This window comes from Hydrogenophaga sp., from assembly GCF_051858985.1.
Taxonomy (GTDB): domain Bacteria; phylum Pseudomonadota; class Gammaproteobacteria; order Burkholderiales; family Burkholderiaceae_C; genus Hydrogenophaga.
Genome location: NZ_JBHYGM010000002.1, coordinates 267481 through 282422 on the forward strand (window position 1 = coordinate 267481; position 14942 = coordinate 282422).

Annotated in this window: 20 protein-coding genes; 13 read left to right on the plus strand and 7 right to left on the minus strand. The window is 66.6% G+C overall.

The window, feature by feature from the left end; genetic code table 11:
* The first annotated feature begins 28 nt into the window (after positions 1-28).
* The 3 genes from ACTIEY_RS07660 to ACTIEY_RS07670 all read left to right on the plus strand — a co-directional run bounded on the left by ACTIEY_RS07660 (position 29) and on the right by ACTIEY_RS07670 (position 2436).
* Positions 29-1138 carry a DUF418 domain-containing protein gene (locus ACTIEY_RS07660; protein WP_439518523.1) on the plus strand — a complete coding sequence of 370 codons (1110 nt, stop codon included), beginning with the start codon at positions 29-31 and terminating at the stop codon, positions 1136-1138.
* 81 nt (positions 1139-1219) lie between these two features.
* A complete protein-coding gene (locus tag ACTIEY_RS07665; RefSeq protein ID WP_439518524.1) occupies positions 1220-1501 on the plus strand; it encodes a hypothetical protein in 282 nt (93 codons plus the stop codon).
* Positions 1502-1527: 26 nt separating this feature from the next.
* Complete coding sequence (locus tag ACTIEY_RS07670) at positions 1528-2436, plus strand: YihY/virulence factor BrkB family protein (protein ID WP_439518525.1); 909 nt, start codon at positions 1528-1530, stop codon at positions 2434-2436.
* A gap of 3 nt (positions 2437-2439) precedes the next feature.
* On the opposite strand, the gene ACTIEY_RS07675 is transcribed toward ACTIEY_RS07670, so the two are convergent.
* Positions 2440-2631: a YgaP family membrane protein gene (locus ACTIEY_RS07675; RefSeq protein WP_439518526.1), complete on the minus strand. Its 192-nt coding sequence runs from the start codon at positions 2629-2631 to the stop codon at positions 2440-2442.
* Positions 2632-2674: 43 nt separating this feature from the next.
* Positions 2675-3550 (minus strand): MBL fold metallo-hydrolase, encoded by an 876-nt coding sequence (locus ACTIEY_RS07680; RefSeq protein ID WP_439518527.1) that lies wholly within the window; start codon positions 3548-3550, stop codon positions 2675-2677.
* A 95-nt stretch (positions 3551-3645) separates the two neighbouring features.
* On the opposite strand from ACTIEY_RS07680, the gene ACTIEY_RS07685 reads away from it, so the two are divergent.
* Genes ACTIEY_RS07685 through ACTIEY_RS07700 form a run of 4 tightly spaced genes read left to right on the plus strand, consistent with a single transcriptional unit; the run spans position 3646 to position 6561 of the window.
* On the plus strand, positions 3646-3972 hold the full coding sequence (locus ACTIEY_RS07685; protein ID WP_439518528.1) for an ArsR/SmtB family transcription factor: 327 nt from the start codon (positions 3646-3648) through the stop codon (positions 3970-3972).
* Positions 3969-4406, plus strand: coding sequence for a YeeE/YedE family protein (locus ACTIEY_RS07690; RefSeq protein WP_439518529.1), 438 nt, complete (start codon positions 3969-3971; stop codon positions 4404-4406). The genes ACTIEY_RS07685 and ACTIEY_RS07690 overlap by 4 nt, the downstream gene beginning before the upstream one ends.
* A gap of 11 nt (positions 4407-4417) precedes the next feature.
* Positions 4418-4852, plus strand: coding sequence for a DUF6691 family protein (locus ACTIEY_RS07695; RefSeq protein ID WP_439518530.1), 435 nt, complete (start codon positions 4418-4420; stop codon positions 4850-4852).
* Entirely contained in the window at positions 4852-6561 is a 1710-nt protein-coding gene (locus ACTIEY_RS07700; protein WP_439518531.1) for a SulP family inorganic anion transporter, read from the plus strand. The genes ACTIEY_RS07695 and ACTIEY_RS07700 overlap by 1 nt, the downstream gene beginning before the upstream one ends.
* Before the next feature lie 7 nt (positions 6562-6568).
* Here the strand turns inward: ACTIEY_RS07700 and ACTIEY_RS07705 are convergent, their stop codons facing one another.
* From ACTIEY_RS07705 to ACTIEY_RS07715, 3 genes are read right to left on the minus strand one after another with little or no spacing between them, the layout of a single operon-like run.
* Complete coding sequence (locus ACTIEY_RS07705) at positions 6569-6982, minus strand: GFA family protein (RefSeq protein WP_439518532.1); 414 nt, start codon at positions 6980-6982, stop codon at positions 6569-6571.
* Positions 6979-7446: an SRPBCC family protein gene (locus tag ACTIEY_RS07710; protein WP_439518533.1), complete on the minus strand. Its 468-nt coding sequence runs from the start codon at positions 7444-7446 to the stop codon at positions 6979-6981. The genes ACTIEY_RS07705 and ACTIEY_RS07710 overlap by 4 nt, the downstream gene beginning before the upstream one ends.
* A complete protein-coding gene (locus ACTIEY_RS07715; RefSeq protein ID WP_439518534.1) occupies positions 7443-7772 on the minus strand; it encodes an ArsR/SmtB family transcription factor in 330 nt (109 codons plus the stop codon). Before ACTIEY_RS07715 ends, ACTIEY_RS07710 begins: the two co-directional genes overlap by 4 nt.
* A 68-nt stretch (positions 7773-7840) precedes the next feature.
* Here ACTIEY_RS07715 and ACTIEY_RS07720 point away from each other — a divergent pair, with 68 nt between their 5' ends.
* From ACTIEY_RS07720 to ACTIEY_RS07730, 3 genes are all read left to right on the plus strand, one after another.
* Positions 7841-8737 (plus strand): LysR family transcriptional regulator, encoded by an 897-nt coding sequence (locus tag ACTIEY_RS07720; RefSeq protein WP_439518535.1) that lies wholly within the window; start codon positions 7841-7843, stop codon positions 8735-8737.
* 89 nt (positions 8738-8826) lie between these two features.
* The gene (locus tag ACTIEY_RS07725) at positions 8827-9801 is read left to right on the plus strand and encodes a Bug family tripartite tricarboxylate transporter substrate binding protein (protein WP_439518536.1); all 975 of its coding nucleotides are present in this window, start codon (positions 8827-8829) and stop codon (positions 9799-9801) included.
* Positions 9798-10766, plus strand: a complete 969-nt coding sequence (locus ACTIEY_RS07730) for a succinylglutamate desuccinylase (protein ID WP_439518537.1) — start codon at positions 9798-9800, stop codon at positions 10764-10766. The genes ACTIEY_RS07725 and ACTIEY_RS07730 overlap by 4 nt, the downstream gene beginning before the upstream one ends.
* A gap of 2 nt (positions 10767-10768) precedes the next feature.
* On the opposite strand, the gene ACTIEY_RS07735 is transcribed toward ACTIEY_RS07730, so the two are convergent.
* Positions 10769-11410, minus strand: coding sequence for a LysE/ArgO family amino acid transporter (locus ACTIEY_RS07735; protein WP_439518538.1), 642 nt, complete (start codon positions 11408-11410; stop codon positions 10769-10771).
* Positions 11411-11423: 13 nt separating this feature from the next.
* On the minus strand, positions 11424-11837 hold the full coding sequence (locus ACTIEY_RS07740) for a winged helix-turn-helix transcriptional regulator (RefSeq protein WP_439518539.1): 414 nt from the start codon (positions 11835-11837) through the stop codon (positions 11424-11426).
* 83 nt (positions 11838-11920) lie between these two features.
* Between ACTIEY_RS07740 and ACTIEY_RS07745 the strand changes: the two genes are divergently transcribed.
* The 3 genes from ACTIEY_RS07745 (at position 11921) to ACTIEY_RS07755 (ending at position 14940) form a co-directional block, all read left to right on the plus strand.
* Positions 11921-12343: a GFA family protein gene (locus ACTIEY_RS07745; RefSeq protein WP_439518540.1), complete on the plus strand. Its 423-nt coding sequence runs from the start codon at positions 11921-11923 to the stop codon at positions 12341-12343.
* A gap of 40 nt (positions 12344-12383) precedes the next feature.
* Complete coding sequence (locus ACTIEY_RS07750; protein ID WP_439518541.1) at positions 12384-12785, plus strand: hypothetical protein; 402 nt, start codon at positions 12384-12386, stop codon at positions 12783-12785.
* Positions 12786-12867: 82 nt separating this feature from the next.
* Complete coding sequence (locus tag ACTIEY_RS07755; protein WP_439518542.1) at positions 12868-14940, plus strand: TonB-dependent receptor family protein; 2073 nt, start codon at positions 12868-12870, stop codon at positions 14938-14940.
* The last annotated feature ends 2 nt before the right edge of the window (positions 14941-14942 follow it).

Below are 14942 nucleotides of genomic sequence, written 5' to 3' on the forward strand. Positions count from 1 at the left end.
TTTCCTTGAACACACCCAAGACCCGCGTATGACGGGCGACTCGAATCGCCAGCCGCTGCCCGACGCGCTCCGAGCCCTGGCCCTGGTGGCCGTGCTGGTGGTGAACACCGTGGGCTATGCCATTGCGCCCCTGGGCCCGCACCTCGGCTTGCGCCTGCCGCCCGAAAGTACGTGGGCCGCCGCCACGCAGGGCCTGGTGGCGGGGTTGTTGCAGGGCAAGGGCTACACGATGCTGGCCTTTGTGTTCGGCATGGGGCTCTGGCTGGCCGCCCGCCGCCATTCCAGGCCCGATGCGCTGCAACGCGGCGCGGCAAGGCAGGGCCGCCTGCTGCTGCTGGGTGTGCTGCACGGTGCGTTCGTCTACCTGGGCGACATCCTCACCATGTACGCCGTGGTGGGCTGGCAGGTGCTCGGCAGATTGCACATGCCCTGGCGCCGGTTTCGCCGGCACCTGCGCGGCGCATTCTTGGCGGCGGTGCTGGCCAAGCTGTTGCTGGCAGGCGTGATCTTTCGTCTGTCGGATCTGCCGTTGGTGGTGGAAGGTGCTTCGCTTTCCAGCGTGCGAAATGCCTGGGAATTCCTGGGTGTCAACGCGAGCACCTATGCGCTGCAGCAGGTGTCTGCCCTCATCTTTTCGGCGCCCGTGCTGTATTTCTGCATGCTCTGCGGCGTGGCGGCCGCGCGCTTGCGGCTGCTGACACACCGTCGCTGGCGCGGCTGGCTCAATCGCGTGTGGCTGCTGGCGTGCGTGCCGGTGTTGGCGCTGGGCGGTCTGCACGGCTGGGGCTATGGCATGACGCCAGCGAGCCAGCCCGTCAGTCGCTGGCTGGAGGTCCTGGGCGAATGGGTGTCGATGCCCATGGCGGCGCTGTATGTGGTCGCACTGGCGCTGGCGTCGCGCGGGGGCAGGGCGCGCTGGTGCCGCTGGCTCGGGCCGCTGGGCCAGCGCACGCTCTCGCTCTACGTTGGCCACAGCCTCATCTGCATGGCGCTCTTTTCCGGGGTGGGCCTGGGGCTCATGTGGACGACGGTGCAGAGCGTGGTGTTCTGCCTTGGCCTGTGGGTGGCGGCCTGGGCCGCAGCCGCGCTCAGCGGTCCGACGCGCTGGCCGCTGGAGGCGTGGATGGCGCGGCGCTGACGCCGGATGCGGAGACGTCCTACAAGGCAAAGCCTCTCAAGACGTTAAGTTTGAAACTCCCCACATCCAAGGAGATTCATCATGGTCGAGAGGACCCGCCGCACGGATCGGCCCACCCCCGAGGTCACCCCCGTCCAGGAACTGAAAGTCCTGGACCATGCACGCCCGAGCGCGCCTGGCGAACACTGGCTGGTGCTGGGGGCGGGCATCGCCGCCTGGATGATCACCCGCAAGAGCCCTTCTTTCCTGCTTCGCACCGCCGGCCTGCTGGCGGGCTCCGCACTGGTGGGCAGGGCTGCCAGCGGGCGTGATGGCTGGAGCAAGCTGCTTCGGTACACGCCGCTGGGCCGTCGCATCAAATAAACGGCGCCGGCCGGGCGCTGTTGCCGATGGGAAGGATTCAGGACACCGGGCGCCGCATCAAGGAAGGCGTGCTGAACACGCCGGGCCTGCGCGTCATGGTGCTGGCCGTTCGAAACTACATCCTTCACCAGAGCGCGAACCAGGCGGGCAGCCTGGCTTTCTCCTCGGTGCTGGCCATGTTCCCCTTGCTGATCCTGCTGTCCGCGTCGGCCGGCTACATCGGCAAGCCCGGTGACGCAGCGCAACTGGTCAGCCGGGTGATGGAGTACGCGCCGCAGTTGGTGCGGGAGGTCATGCAGCCCGTCATCGACCAGGTGCTGGCACAGCGCAACCAGGCGCTGTTGGCCATTGGCGTGGTGGTGACGCTGTGGACGGCATCCTCCGGCATGCAGGCGATCCGTTCGGCGCTGAACCGCGCCTATGGCATCGAACGGGGTTTGTCCTTCTGGAAAGCACGCATCAAGGTCACGCTCTTCACCGTGATCGTGGGCTCTGCGATTCTGGTGGCGTTCAGCTCCGTGGTGATCCTGCCCTACGTGTGGCAACTGCTGGCCGACAACGTGGGTGAAGGGCCGGATGTGCACTGGATCCGCCATGCCGTGCGCTATGCGCTGGCTTATCTGGTGCTGGTGGCGCTGTACGCGCTGATGTACGGCTGGCTGCCGGACATCCGCCAACGCCTCTACACCGTGTTGCCCGGCGCCGTGGTGGGCGCGGCCATGTGGGTGGGCGCGGCAGCTGCGCTGTCTTACACGCTGCGCACGGCGGGCAAGCTGGCCCTGCTCTACGGCAGTTTTGCGGGCGTGGTGGCCACGCTGGTATTTCTGTACATCAGCGCGACCACGCTGATCTTCGGCGCTGAGATCAACGGGGTGTTGCGCAACCGGCTGGAAGAGCGGAAGAAAAAGACGGCCGCCGATCCCGTGCCGGCGTGACAGTCACTTCTTCATCGAGCAGGTGTTGAAACCGAGCATGGCGTAGGGCGGGCACCAGCCGACGAGCCCGGTGAGCAGGGGCACCACGCCGATGTAACCCCACAGCCCCACGGTGCCGGTGGCGGCAGCCGCGATGAGGGCCAGGCCGATGACGATGCGCAGGGTGCGGTCGATGCCGCCGACGTTCTTGGTCATGAGAGTTCTCCAGGGAGGTGGGATGGGACGGGGGTGCGCTCGATCAGAGCGCGTTCAGGGGAATCTTCAGATAGGCCACGCCGTTGTCTTCAGCAGGCGGCATTTCGCCGGCGCGGATGTTGATCTGCACCGACGGCAGGATGAGCGTGGGCATTTCCAGGGTGGCGTCGCGCTTCGTGCGCATGGCCACGAACTCTTCTTCGCTCACGCCGTCGTGCACGTGGATGTTTTTTTCGCGTTGCTCGGCCACCGTGGTTTCGAAAGCCACTTCCCGGTCATCTGGCGGGTAGTCGTGGCACATGAAGAGCCGTGTCTCAGGCGGCAGGCTCAACAACTTGCGGGTGGACGCGTAGAGGGCGCGGGCATCTCCGCCGGGAAAGTCGCAGCGGGCCGTGCCCACGTCCGGCATGAAGAGCGTGTCGCCGACGAAGACTGCGTCGCCGAATCGGTAGGCCGCGCAGGCGGGTGTGTGGCCCGGGACGAACATCACCTCGCCGGAGAGGGCGCCGAGCGGGACCACCTCGCCGTCCTGAAACAGATGGTCGAACTGCGAGCCGTCCTGCCGGAAGCCGGGCTCCAGGTTGAAGACGCCCTTGAACACCTTTTGAACGGTGGTGATGTGGGCGCCGATGCCGACCTGCCCACCAAGCTGGTCACGCAGGTAGGGCGCAGCCGACAGGTGATCGGCATGCGCATGGCTTTCCAGGATCCAGCGCACTTTCAGGTCGTTGGCGCGCACGTAATCGATCACCCGATCGGCCGAGGCATGTTGCGTGCGGCCCGACTTGGGGTCGTAGTCGAGCACCGAATCGATGATGGCGCATTCGCTGCCCGGGCCGTTGTGGACCACGTAGGTGACGGTCCAGGTGGCGGGGTCGAACTGGCCGTGCACTTGTGGAGAGAGGCTTGGGTGGTTCATGGCGTCGCTTTTCAGATAAGTTGTTAATAGTATATTGACAGATATATTGTGTGTCAATATACTTTGCGACATTCAAGAACCGGAGAACCCCCGCGATGAAGAACGCCGCCCTTGACCTTGAGGACATGCAGGCCGCCGCCGCCGATGCCTGTCGCCTCATGAAGGTGCTGTCCAACCCGGACCGCCTGCTGATCCTTTGCCAGCTCTCCCAGGGAGAACACCGGGTGGGCGAGCTTGAAGAGCTGCTGGGCATCGTTCAGCCCACGCTTTCGCAGCAGCTCACCGTGCTGCGCGACGAAGCGCTGGTGAGCACACGCCGGGAAGGCAAGAACATCTACTACCTGCTCGACAGCCCCCAGGCGCTGGCCGTCATGCAGGTGCTGCACGCGCAGTTCTGCGAACCACCGAGGAAAAAGCGATGAACATCGACTGGGCCAACTTCACGCCGTGGGCGTCACTGTCCGGCGGCGTTCTGCTGGGCGTGGCTTCTGCCTTGTTCATCCTGCTCAATGGCCGCGTGCTGGGCATCAGCGGCATTCTTGGCGGGCTGTTGCCACCGAAGGTGGGCGACGCCGGCTGGCGCATCGCCTTTCTGCTGGGCCTGCTCGCCGCTCCGCTGGTGTATGGGCTGCTCGCGCCCGAGGGGTTTGCCAACGCGCCACGCATCGATGCCGGCCTCGCCACCATCGTGGCCGCGGGTCTGCTGGTGGGGCTGGGCACGCGCTACGGCTCGGGCTGCACCAGCGGACACGGCGTGTGCGGCTTGTCGCGCCTGTCGCCGCGCTCGCTGGTGGCCACGCTGGCCTTCATGGGCGCGGGTTTCGCCATGGTCTTCGTGGTTCGCCACGTTCTTTAAAGGTCCTGCACATGCACCGCGTCATTGAATTTTTCGTCGGGCTGCTTTTTGGCCTGGGCCTGCTGTTGTCAGGCATGACCGACCCGGGCAAGGTCCTTGGCTTCCTGGATCTTTTCGGCACCTGGGATCCGTCGCTCGCCTTTGTCATGGGGGGCGCCATCGCCGTTGGCTTCTTCGCGTTTGCCCTGGCGCGAAAGCGCACGACCAGTTTCCTGGGAGGCGCCCTGCACCTGCCGAAATCGAACCAGATCGACAGGCGCCTGATCGTTGGCGGCCTCACCTTCGGCGCTGGGTGGGGCCTGGCGGGTTTCTGCCCGGGGCCGGGCATCGTGTCCATGGCCTCAGGTGAGGTGAAAGCCGCGGTGTTCGTGGCCGCCATGGTGATCGGCATGTTGATCTTCGAAGTGGCCGAACGCAGCGGATTTCGCCAGCGCGCGGGGGCCTGATGTTGCCCTCGCTCCCCATCCTGCAGTGGGGCCGCGCCTACAACCGCGAAACCCTGCTGGGCGATGGGGTGGCGGCGGTCATCGTCACCATCATGCTCATTCCCCAGAGCCTGGCCTACGCCATGCTCGCGGGGTTGCCGCCGGAAGTGGGTCTCTACGCCAGTGTGGCACCGCTGCTGCTGTATGCGGGGTTCGGCACCAGCCGCGTGCTGGCTGTGGGGCCGGTCGCGGTGGTGTCGCTCATGACAGCCGCCGCCATCGGTGAACATGCAGTGCCGGGTTCGCCTGAATACTGGGCGGCGGCCATCACCCTGGCTTTTCTCTCGGGCGTCCTGTTGCTGGCCATGGGGTTGTTGCGGCTTGGCTTTCTCGCCAACTTCCTCAGTCACCCGGTGATTTCCGGCTTCATCTCGGCATCCGGCATCCTGATCGCAGCGAGTCAGTTCAAGACCTTGCTGGGCGTGGAGGCCGATGGGCACAACTTTCTGAACCTGGGCCTGTCGCTGCTCTCGCAGCTCGGTGAAGCGCATGGGCTTACGCTGACCATCGGAGTGTTGACTGTGGCTTTTCTGTTCTGGGTGCGCAGCGGGCTCAAGCCGCTGCTGCAGCGTCTGGGCATGTCGACTCGAGCGGCAGACATCGTCGCCAAGACCGGACCCGTGGCCGCCATTGCCTTGACGACGCTGCTCACCTGGGCGCTCGGTTGGCAGGCGCAGGGCGTGAAGATCGTGGGCGCCGTGCCGCAGGGCCTGCCGCCGTTCACGCTGCCACTGTGGGATCCGGGCCTCTGGCAACCACTGCTGGTGCCCGCGCTGCTCATCAGCGTGGTGGGTTTCGTGGAGTCGGTCTCGGTCGGGCAGACGCTGGCCGCCAAGCGACGCCAGCGCATCGAGCCCGACCAGGAGCTGGTGGCGCTGGGTGCCAGCAACCTGGGCGCGGCGTTCACCGGGGGATTTCCCGTGACGGGCGGCTTCGCGCGCTCGGTGGTGAACTTCGATGCCGGCGCGCAGACCCCGGCCGCTGGTGTGTTCACGGCGGTGGGCATCCTGCTGGCTTCGCTGTTCCTCACGCCGGCGCTGTTCTACCTGCCGCAGGCCACGCTGGCCGCCACCATCGTGGTGGCGGTGCTCTCGCTGGTGGATTTCAGCATCCTGCGCAAGACCTGGCAGTACGGCAGGGCCGACTTCATCGCCGTGGTGGCCACCCTGTTCGCCACGCTTGGCATCGGCGTCGAGACCGGGCTGGTGGTGGGCGTTGCCGTGTCGCTGGCCCTCTACCTCTTCCGCACCAGCCGCCCGCACATGGCCGAGGTGGGCCTCGTCGCCGGCACGGAGCATTTCCGCAACGTCCAGCGCCACACCGTGCTGACCAGCCCGAGCGTGTTCAGCTTGCGCGTCGACGAGAGCCTGTACTTTGCCAACTCACGTGCGCTGGAAGAACGGATCAACGATGTGGTGGCCAGGCGCCCCGCGCTCGAACACGTGGTACTGCAGTGTTCGGCGATCAATGACATCGATGCCAGCGCACTGGAAAGCCTGGAAGCGATTGACCAGCGGCTGAGCGGGGCCGGGTTGCGGCTCCACCTGTCGGAGGTGAAAGGTCCCGTGATGGACCGGCTCAAGCAGACTGACTTTCTGCAGCACCTCAGCGGGCGCGTGTTCCTCACCCATTTCCAGGCAATTCACGCGCTATCGCCCGAAGTGGCCTGAGCAGCCTTCAGCCGGGCATCGTCGCCACCACCGGCAGCGCCGGATCGATCCAGTCCCAGGGCAGGGCGCGCGCGCCGTAGGTGACGATCTGTGGCAGGAAGCGGGTGGGGTCGTCCAGGCTCGCGGCGTGGATGGTGAAGAGGCCCGGCATGGCCGCGAAGGTGAGGTACACCGGTGAGCCGCAATGGGGGCAGAAGGCCTGATGCTTCACCTTGCCGCTGTCGGCCTTCACGCTCCATTCGCGCGCCTCGCCTGTGAGCTTCACGCGGCCCCTGTCCGGGAAGGTCATGTAGGAGCCGTGACCGGTGCCGCTCTTGCGCTGGCAGTCCCGGCACTGGCAATGGTTGGAGAAGACGGGTGCGTCGTCGATCTCGTAGCGAAGGCGTCCGCAGGCGCAGCCGCCAGTGAAGGGCGCGCTCATTCGCTCACCTCGCCCGACAGCTTGCCCACGTTCTGCACCACGTGCTGCCAGCCGCCGCTCATCTTCTGGAAAGCCACATCATTGCGAGGCGCGATGAAGCCAGCGTGCACCAGCCTGAGACGCGTGCCGCCGGTGGCGGGCGTGAGGGTCCACGTCACCACCGTGTCCAGTGGAGAACCGTAGCCTTCGTTCGCGTCGTGCCCGCCCTTCCAGCTGTACACCAGGCGCTCATGAGGCACCACATCCAGCACCTGCAGGTGGATCACGCCGTCCCACGCGCCGCCGGGGGTGGTCTGGAAGGTGAAGTGCTTGCCCTTCACCGGCTCGAAGCCTGTGGGCACCATCAACCAGCGGCCGATGAGTTCGCTGGTGGTGAGCGTCTTCCAGACGATGGCGGGCGCGTGCGGCAGGAACGCGTCCACCTCGATGTCCTGCGTGCGGGGCTTCAGGGCGGTGTCGGTCATGGGTCGATGTCCTTGAGAAGTTTCCGGAGTTGCGTGAAGCGGTCCTGCCAGAACACGCCGTAGTGGCTCATCCAGTCCACCAGCGGCGCCAGGCCCTGCGGTTCGGCCCGGTAGTACACGTGGCGACCCTCCGGCCGCTCGGCCACGAGGCCAGCCTGCCTGAGCGACCTGAGGTGCTGTGAGATCGCACCCTGCGTGACGCCGCTGCCGCGTGTGAGGTCGGCGACGGTGATCTCGTGGGCATCGACGATGCGCTCGAACACGGCCCGGCGGGTCGGGTCGGCGAGCGTGCGCAGGACGGCGTTGATGGGAGTGGGTTCGGGCATGGGAGAAATATTAGCCAGGACTCATTGATTAGTCAACGCTAATTTTTCGACACCACTAAAGTCGCCCCATGCAGACCAAATGGCTCGAAGACCTGATCGCCCTGTCCCACACCGGCAGCCTCACGCGCGCCGCCGAACAGCGGCATGTCACCCACCCGGCCTTCGGGCGGCGCATCAAGGCGCTGGAGGCCTGGGCTGGAGCGCCTCTCATCGAGCGACGGGGCAACTCGGTGCGGTTGACGAGCCAGGGCGAAAAGCTGCTGGGCTACGCGCTGCAGATGGTGCCGGCCATGGCGCAGGCGCGCAGTGAGATTGCGGGTGTCGATGGCGAGGCGAGCACAGCCACGGTGACGCTGAGCACGGGTCGCACGCTTGCTCGCACGGTGGCGGCCGACTGGCTCGCCCGCATCCGGCGTCAGCGCGCTGGTGTGCGTGTGGTGGTGCGAACGGGCTCCATGGCGGAGACACTGCAGCGTTTCGAGCGTGGTGAGGCGGACTTCATGCTGACCTACCACCACCCGCAGATTGCCATGCGACTGAGTTCACACCAGTACCTGCAACGCCGGGTGGCCACCGACCGGCTGGTGCCGGTGGGCAAGGTCAATGCACTGGGACAGACCGCCTTCAGCCTCGACCAGGCGCAGCCCGTTCCATACCTGGCGTATGGCGAAACGCTCGCGCTGGGCCGCCTGGTGCGCGACCACCTCAGCAACCACCCGAAGGCACCGAGTCTGGTGGAAACGGTGGAATGCGACTCGGCCGATGCGCTGCTGGAGTACGCGCTCAAGGGACTGGGGGTGGCGTGGTTGCCATGGTCGCTGGCCGCCGGTGCGTGCAAGGCGAAGCAACTTGCGCCCGTGGGCAGCAAGGCACTGGAGATCGGGTTCGAAGTCCGCATGGTGCGCGCCAAGCGCAAGCTCTCGCCGGCCGCGGAAGCCTTCTGGCAGACGGTCGATCCGGGCTGACTGGTACGTTTCGGCAACGGCGCGTGCCGAAACGGCACAACGCGCGTGTCTCCCGAAACCAGAATCCGGTCATCTGAAGGAGAAACACCATGAAGCACCCTCTCGCCATTGCCCTCGCGCCGATCCTGGCCACTTTCTTTGCCAGCACGGTGTGGGCTCAGGAAGCGGCCTACCCGAACAAGCCCATCACCGTGCTCATCGGCTACCCCCCCGGTGGCAGCACCGATCTGACGGGCCGCGCCGTGGCCGACCAGCTCGCCAAGAAACTGGGCGTGCCGGTGGTGGTGGAGAACGCCGGCGGTGCGGGTGGTGCGATCGCCGCCATGCGCGCCACCCGCGCACCGGCCGACGGTTACACGCTGTTCGTTGGAGCCAACAACGAGATCGCCATCAACCGGCTGATCACGCCGGCCACGGTGAAATACAGCTACCAGGACTTCACGCCCATCGGGCTCGTGGCCTCACAGCCCATGGTGCTGGTGGCATCCCCTTCCACGGGGATCAAGGACGCCGGGCAGTTCCTCAACGCGGTCAAGGCCAGACCGGGCGGGTTCAGCTACGGCAGCAGCGGCATCGGCACGGCGCTGCACCTGGCGGGCGAGATGGTGAAGGAGCAGGGCGGACTCTTCATGACGCACATCCCCTACCGCGGCGTCGGCCCGCTCACCACCGATCTGCTGGGTGGCACGCTCGAATACGGCGTGTTCGTGCTCTCCAGCGGCCTGCCGCTCATCCGCAGCGGCAAGGTGGTGGCGCTGGGCGTAACGGAAAAGGCTCGCTCGCCCGCCGCGCCCGACATTCCCGCGCTGGCAGAAAACCCGAAGCTCAAGAACATGGACATTGGCGTGTGGTTCGCGCTGATGGCGCCTCCCCGGCTGCCAGCACCCGTGCTGACCCGGCTGCGCACCGCGCTCAACGAGATCCTGCAGACGCCCGAGTTCCGCAAGACGCTCGAAGATGCGGGCTCGACCATCGCACCGCCGAACGTGGACATGCCGCGATTTCTGGCCGAGGAAACGGCCAAGTACCAGAAGGTGGTGGACTTCGCCAAGATCAAGGAATGACGGATTTGCAGTTCGAACTGACGCAGCCGGACCTGGGCGCCTGGCGCGCCGGCAACACGGGCACCGTAGGCGTCTGGCATTTCGATTCGGGCGTGCCGGGCCGCCATGCGATGGTCACGGCGCTCGTGCATGGCAACGAGCTCTGTGGGGCCTGGGCTTTGAGGGGTTTGCTCGAAGCGGGCGTGCGTCCCGCGCGTGGCAGCCTGACGCTGGCGTTTTGCAACCTGGCGGCGTTCGACCGCTTCGACCCCGCCGCGTTCGATGCGTCGCGCTTCGTCGACGAAGACCTGAACCGGCAGTGGAGCGCTGATCGCCTCGCCGATGCGTGCACGCTGGAACGGCAACGCGCACTGGCGCTGCTGCCGTTCGTGCAACGCGCGGACTGGCTGCTGGACCTGCATTCCATGCACGAGCCCGGGGACGCCTTGCTGTTGACCGGGCCGCACTCGCGCAACGTCGGTCTGGCGAAGCAACTTCGCGCCCCCGAGCATGTGGTGGTGGATGAAGGCCACCAGGACGGCACGCGCCTGCGCGATTTTGGGCGTTTCGGCCTGCCCGATGCCCAGGCGGGTGACGCGCGCTCGCTGCTGGTGGAATGCGGTTTCCACGGCGATCCCGCGAGCCGCGCCGTGGCGCAAGACGTGTCGGTGCGATTTCTGCTGGCCTCGGATGTCATCGATGCGTCGAGCGTCGCCCATGCATTGCCGGGATGGCGGCTGCCCGACCCGGACCGTCAATGGGTGCTGAACGTGACCGGCGGCGTGGTTGCGCGCAGCAGTGGATTTCGCTTTCTTGTTCCCTATGAAGGACTGCAGGTGATCGACAAGGTCGGCACGGCCATTGGTGACAACGACGGCGAGCTGGTCACCACGCCTTACGACCAATGCGTGCTGGTGATGCCATCCGTCCGTCAGGCCCGCGCGGGGGTGACGGTGGTGCGCTTCGCACGAGAAGAAGCCTTGTAGGTTCAGGCCCCTGCCAGGGCATGTCGAACCAGGAGCGCAGCCAGCACCCACATGGTCGCACCGATCAGGCCGTCGAGCACCTGCCAGGCGCGGGGCCGCGCGAACCATGGCGCCAGCCAGCGCGCGCCGAATCCCAGCAAGCCGAACCACAGCGCACTGGCCGTGCTGGCACCGGCGATGAACCAGCCGCGCAGCGCGGCGGGCTGTTGCGCGCCGATGCTGCCCACGAGCAACACGGTGTCCAGATAGACATGCGGATTCAGCAGGGTGAAGGCAGCGGCCTGCGCCAGCGCCGCGCCCTGGCTCAAAGCCGAACCCCCATCCCCCGCCTTCAAGACCTGCGGCCGGCGGGCACGCTGGAGAGCGCGCCATCCATAGACCACCAGAAAGCAGGCACCCGCCAGGGCCAGCGCGCGCGCCACACCCGGACTGTTGCCCAGCGCCCGGGCCATGCCCAGCACGCCCGCCGCAATGAGCAGCGCATCGGCCAGCGCACAGAACAGCACCACGCTGCCCACGTGTTCGCGGCGCAGGCCCTGGCGCAGCACGAAGGCATTCTGCGCACCAATGGCCACGATGAGACCCAGACTCAGGAACATGGCCTGGATGTAGACGGGCCAGGCCACGGAAAGCGCCTGCTGCATCAGGAGACTCGCCTCACTCGACGCCGTGTTCGCGTCGCAGCTGCGCCTGCAGTCTTGCCAGCGATCGCGGCGGCATTGCGACCAGTTCCGCTGCCTCGGTCCGGCGCGTGTCGGGGTGGTGCTTCTGCGTCCAGCCGCTCATCGCCACCAGCACCGGCAGCAGTTCCAGGCCTTTCTCGGTCAGGCTGTAGATGGCCTTCTGCGCGTGTGAGGGATCGTCCTGTCGCGTGACGATCCCGTTCTCCACCAGCGTGGCAAGGCGGCTGGACAGCACGTTGCTGGCGATGGCTTCCTCGGACTGGAGGAATTCGCGGAAGTGGCGCTTGCCCGCGAACATCAGGTCGCGCACCACCAGCAGCGTCCACCGGTCTCCAATGAGCTCGAGTGCGGTGCTGATGGGGCAGGTGGATCGCTGGTCGGTGCGCATGGTGCGGATTTTATACCGGTTGCATTTAAAGATCAGTCTGGGGCAGAATACCGATCTTCAAATGCAACCAGTCAGGTGTTTCCATGACCTACCGTCGCTACCAGGGCAGCTGCCACTGCCAGTCCGTGCGCTACGAGGCCGCCTTCGATGTGTCCGCCGGCTCGAACCGCTGCAACTGCTCCATCTGCACCAAGGCGCGTGCCTGGTTCCTGTTCGTGAAAGACACGGACTTCCAATTGCTGTCCGGTGAGGAGGCGCTCAGCACCTACGAATGGATTCCACCGGGCCAGGAGGCGGTGGGGCTGAGCTACCGCTTCTGCTCGCGGTGCGGCATCCGGGTTTTCGCCTCGGGTGAACTGGCGGAACTCGGCGGCCGCTTCCACGCCATCCATGTGCCCACGCTCGACGATGTCGATCCAGAAGAACTGGTGAACGCGCCCATCAACTACTTCGACCAGGCCGACCACGTGCCTGGTCGGGTGATCTTCGACAACCGCTGGTTGTGACTGCGGCAACGGGCCGGGTTCGCTCTCTACAATTCCCGCCATGCATGCCCGCCTGTTGCGCTTTCGCCTGACCTGGACCCTGGCCTTCCTGGCCTGGTTTGCGCAGTTGGGCCTGCCCGTGGCGCACGCGGCCATGCAGGCAGCGCCGGCCGGCGCCATGGCCGACTGGTGCGGTGATCCAGCATCGGCTCGGGAAGCCGCCGCGCTCCTGCCAGCGGAGCTCCGCGCCGCGATGGAGAAGGACGGGATCGGCTTCGATCACCTGGCCGACTGCGCCAAGTTGTGCGCGGTGGGCAGCACCCCAGCGCCGCTGCCCACGGCCACCCCGGCGGCCCTGCAACAGGCCGCCCCCGCTGCGCTGGACTTTCCCCGGACGCAGACGATCGCGATCCGTCGGCACGCGCTGCCGCCGCCTTCGCACGGGCCCCCCGAGCGCGCCTGATTCGCGCTTGTTCTCGTCTCGGCGGCCCGGCCTTGGTGCTGCGGCCGTCGCGAGTGCCCCTTTTCTTCCGGATCCGAACACCATGAGCCCTTCTTCCTGCGCCGTGCTTTGCGCGGCGGTCTTGTCGCCGTGCGCGATCGCCCAGACCTCATCTTCCCCATCGGTGCCTGCCCAGGTGGCGGGCCAGTTGCCCACCATCGAGATTCGCGCCAACCAGGACGAAGCCCGGGCTGATCTGGAGGCCGAACAGGCCCTCACGCCTGGCGGCGTTTCGCTGGTCGATGGCGAGAGCCTGCGCCAGCGCAGCGTGGTCACCGTGGGCGACATGCTGCGCTATGTGCCCGGCTTGTGGACCGCCAGCGGTTCCACCGGCGACTCGTCCTTCATTTCCAGCCGAGGCTCCAACCTCGATGCCACCAACTACGACGGCAACGGCATCAAGTACCTGCAGGATGGCCTGCCGGTGTCCGCGGCCGACGGCAACAACCACAACCGCCAGCCCAATCCGCTCGCGGCCAGCCACGCCGTGGTGGCCCGCGGCGCCAACGCGCTCACCTACGGCGCGAGCACGCTGGGTGGCGCCATCGACTTCACCACCCCCACTGCCCGCGATGGCGCGCCCAACGAACTTCTGCTCCAGCTCGGCAGCCATGGCCAGCGCCAGGGCAGCGTGACGCTGGGCAAAGTGGTTGGCAGCTTCGACGGCCTGGTGTCTGCCGAGACACGGCGCTTTGAGGGCTACCGCCTTCACCAGAAGCAAGAGCGCAGCAGCCTGTACGCCAACGGCGGCTGGCAACTCGGGGATGCGGTGCACACGCGCTTCTTTGCCACCACCATCGACAACCAGCAACAGCTCCCCGGTCCCCTCACGCGCCAGCAGTGGCTGGACGATCCGCGTCAGGCCGAGGCCGCTGCGGTGGCGGGCAACTACCGCTACAACGTGGACACCTGGCGCCTGGCCAACAAGACGGTCTGGGACATCGACGCCGACAGCAAGCTCACGTTCGGCCTGTCGTACGAGAACCAGCAGTTCTACCACCCCATCGTCTACGCACCGCCGTTCTTCTCGTTGTTGATCGACACCGAGCAGCGCACACTGGGCAGCACGGTGCGCTATCAGCGGCGCATGGGTTCGCACGACCTGCTGGTGGGGATGAACCTGGCACGCACCACGGTCGATGGTGGCAATTTCAGCTACGTGCCCGGGGGCGCCCAGACCCTGTCGACCTCCGTGGCCAACCGCGCCAGCAGCCTGGAGCTTTTCGTGATGGACCGCTGGCAGTTCGCGCCCAACTGGACGGCGGTGTACGGCGCGCAAGGCGTGTCCACCCGCCGCGAGGTGCGAGACTCCAACCTCAAGGGCGACTTCAACAGCATCAACCCGCGCGCCGGCCTGATCCACCAGCTCTCGCCATCGAACCAGCTGTTCGCCAACGTCAGCCGCGTGTATGAGGCACCCACCTTCTACGAACTGCAGGACCAGACGCCGGGCGCCCCGCCCAACACGCTGCTGGAGGCCATGCGCGGCACCGTGTTCGAGGTGGGCACGCGCGGCAAACAGGAACTCGGTTCAAGAAACCGCTGGAACTGGGACGTGGCCGTGTACCACACCCGGCTGCGTGACGAGATCCTCTCGCGCGACAACCCGACAGCACCCGGCACCAGCCTGTCCATCAACGCCGACCGCACGGTGCACGCCGGCATCGAAGCCCTGGTGGGCGCGAGCTTTGCCCTGGGCGGGAGCAGCGCGCACCGCATCGAGCCCATGGTCAACCTGACGCTCAACCACTTCCGCTTCCGGGGCGACTCGACCTACGGCAACAACGTGCTGCCGGCCGCGCCCAAGGTGGCCGTCAAGGGCGAGGTGCTGTACCGGCATGCGGACACGGGCTTCTTTTTCGGTCCCACGTTCGATCTCGTGAGCAGCCGATATGCGGACTTCAGCAACACCTACCGGGTGGACTCGTACGCGTTGTGGGGTCTGCGGGCGGGCTGGACCGGCAAGGACTGGGACGTGTTTGCCGAAGCCCGCAACCTGGCGAACAAGAACCACGTGTCGCAGTTCAGTGTGCGCGATGTGGCGAGTGCCAATGCCGCCATCCTCTCGCCGGGCGAACCGCGTTCGCTGTACGTGGGCGCGCGGTTGAAGTTCTGAGG

What these genes read in the sequence shown, in the direction of transcription:
- ACTIEY_RS07690 (WP_439518529.1), top strand. Translation starts at nt 3,969, where the DNA reads ATGAACATCGACTGGGCCAACTTCACGCCGTGGGCGTCACTGTCCGGC.
- ACTIEY_RS07755 (WP_439518542.1), top strand. Translation starts at nt 12,868, where the DNA reads ATGAGCCCTTCTTCCTGCGCCGTGCTTTGCGCGGCGGTCTTGTCGCCG.
- ACTIEY_RS07660 (WP_439518523.1), top strand. Translation starts at nt 29, where the DNA reads ATGACGGGCGACTCGAATCGCCAGCCGCTGCCCGACGCGCTCCGAGCC.
- ACTIEY_RS07675 (WP_439518526.1), bottom strand. Translation starts at nt 2,631, where the DNA reads ATGACCAAGAACGTCGGCGGCATCGACCGCACCCTGCGCATCGTCATC.
- ACTIEY_RS07725 (WP_439518536.1), top strand. Translation starts at nt 8,827, where the DNA reads ATGAAGCACCCTCTCGCCATTGCCCTCGCGCCGATCCTGGCCACTTTC.
- ACTIEY_RS07700 (WP_439518531.1), top strand. Translation starts at nt 4,852, where the DNA reads ATGTTGCCCTCGCTCCCCATCCTGCAGTGGGGCCGCGCCTACAACCGC.
- ACTIEY_RS07695 (WP_439518530.1), top strand. Translation starts at nt 4,418, where the DNA reads ATGCACCGCGTCATTGAATTTTTCGTCGGGCTGCTTTTTGGCCTGGGC.
- ACTIEY_RS07705 (WP_439518532.1), bottom strand. Translation starts at nt 6,982, where the DNA reads ATGAGCGCGCCCTTCACTGGCGGCTGCGCCTGCGGACGCCTTCGCTAC.
- ACTIEY_RS07665 (WP_439518524.1), top strand. Translation starts at nt 1,220, where the DNA reads ATGGTCGAGAGGACCCGCCGCACGGATCGGCCCACCCCCGAGGTCACC.
- ACTIEY_RS07715 (WP_439518534.1), bottom strand. Translation starts at nt 7,772, where the DNA reads ATGCCCGAACCCACTCCCATCAACGCCGTCCTGCGCACGCTCGCCGAC.
- ACTIEY_RS07710 (WP_439518533.1), bottom strand. Translation starts at nt 7,446, where the DNA reads ATGACCGACACCGCCCTGAAGCCCCGCACGCAGGACATCGAGGTGGAC.
- ACTIEY_RS07730 (WP_439518537.1), top strand. Translation starts at nt 9,798, where the DNA reads ATGACGGATTTGCAGTTCGAACTGACGCAGCCGGACCTGGGCGCCTGG.
- ACTIEY_RS07685 (WP_439518528.1), top strand. Translation starts at nt 3,646, where the DNA reads ATGAAGAACGCCGCCCTTGACCTTGAGGACATGCAGGCCGCCGCCGCC.
- ACTIEY_RS07680 (WP_439518527.1), bottom strand. Translation starts at nt 3,550, where the DNA reads ATGAACCACCCAAGCCTCTCTCCACAAGTGCACGGCCAGTTCGACCCC.
- ACTIEY_RS07735 (WP_439518538.1), bottom strand. Translation starts at nt 11,410, where the DNA reads ATGCAGCAGGCGCTTTCCGTGGCCTGGCCCGTCTACATCCAGGCCATG.
- ACTIEY_RS07740 (WP_439518539.1), bottom strand. Translation starts at nt 11,837, where the DNA reads ATGCGCACCGACCAGCGATCCACCTGCCCCATCAGCACCGCACTCGAG.
- ACTIEY_RS07720 (WP_439518535.1), top strand. Translation starts at nt 7,841, where the DNA reads ATGCAGACCAAATGGCTCGAAGACCTGATCGCCCTGTCCCACACCGGC.
- ACTIEY_RS07745 (WP_439518540.1), top strand. Translation starts at nt 11,921, where the DNA reads ATGACCTACCGTCGCTACCAGGGCAGCTGCCACTGCCAGTCCGTGCGC.
- ACTIEY_RS07670 (WP_439518525.1), top strand. Translation starts at nt 1,528, where the DNA reads ATGGGAAGGATTCAGGACACCGGGCGCCGCATCAAGGAAGGCGTGCTG.
- ACTIEY_RS07750 (WP_439518541.1), top strand. Translation starts at nt 12,384, where the DNA reads ATGCATGCCCGCCTGTTGCGCTTTCGCCTGACCTGGACCCTGGCCTTC.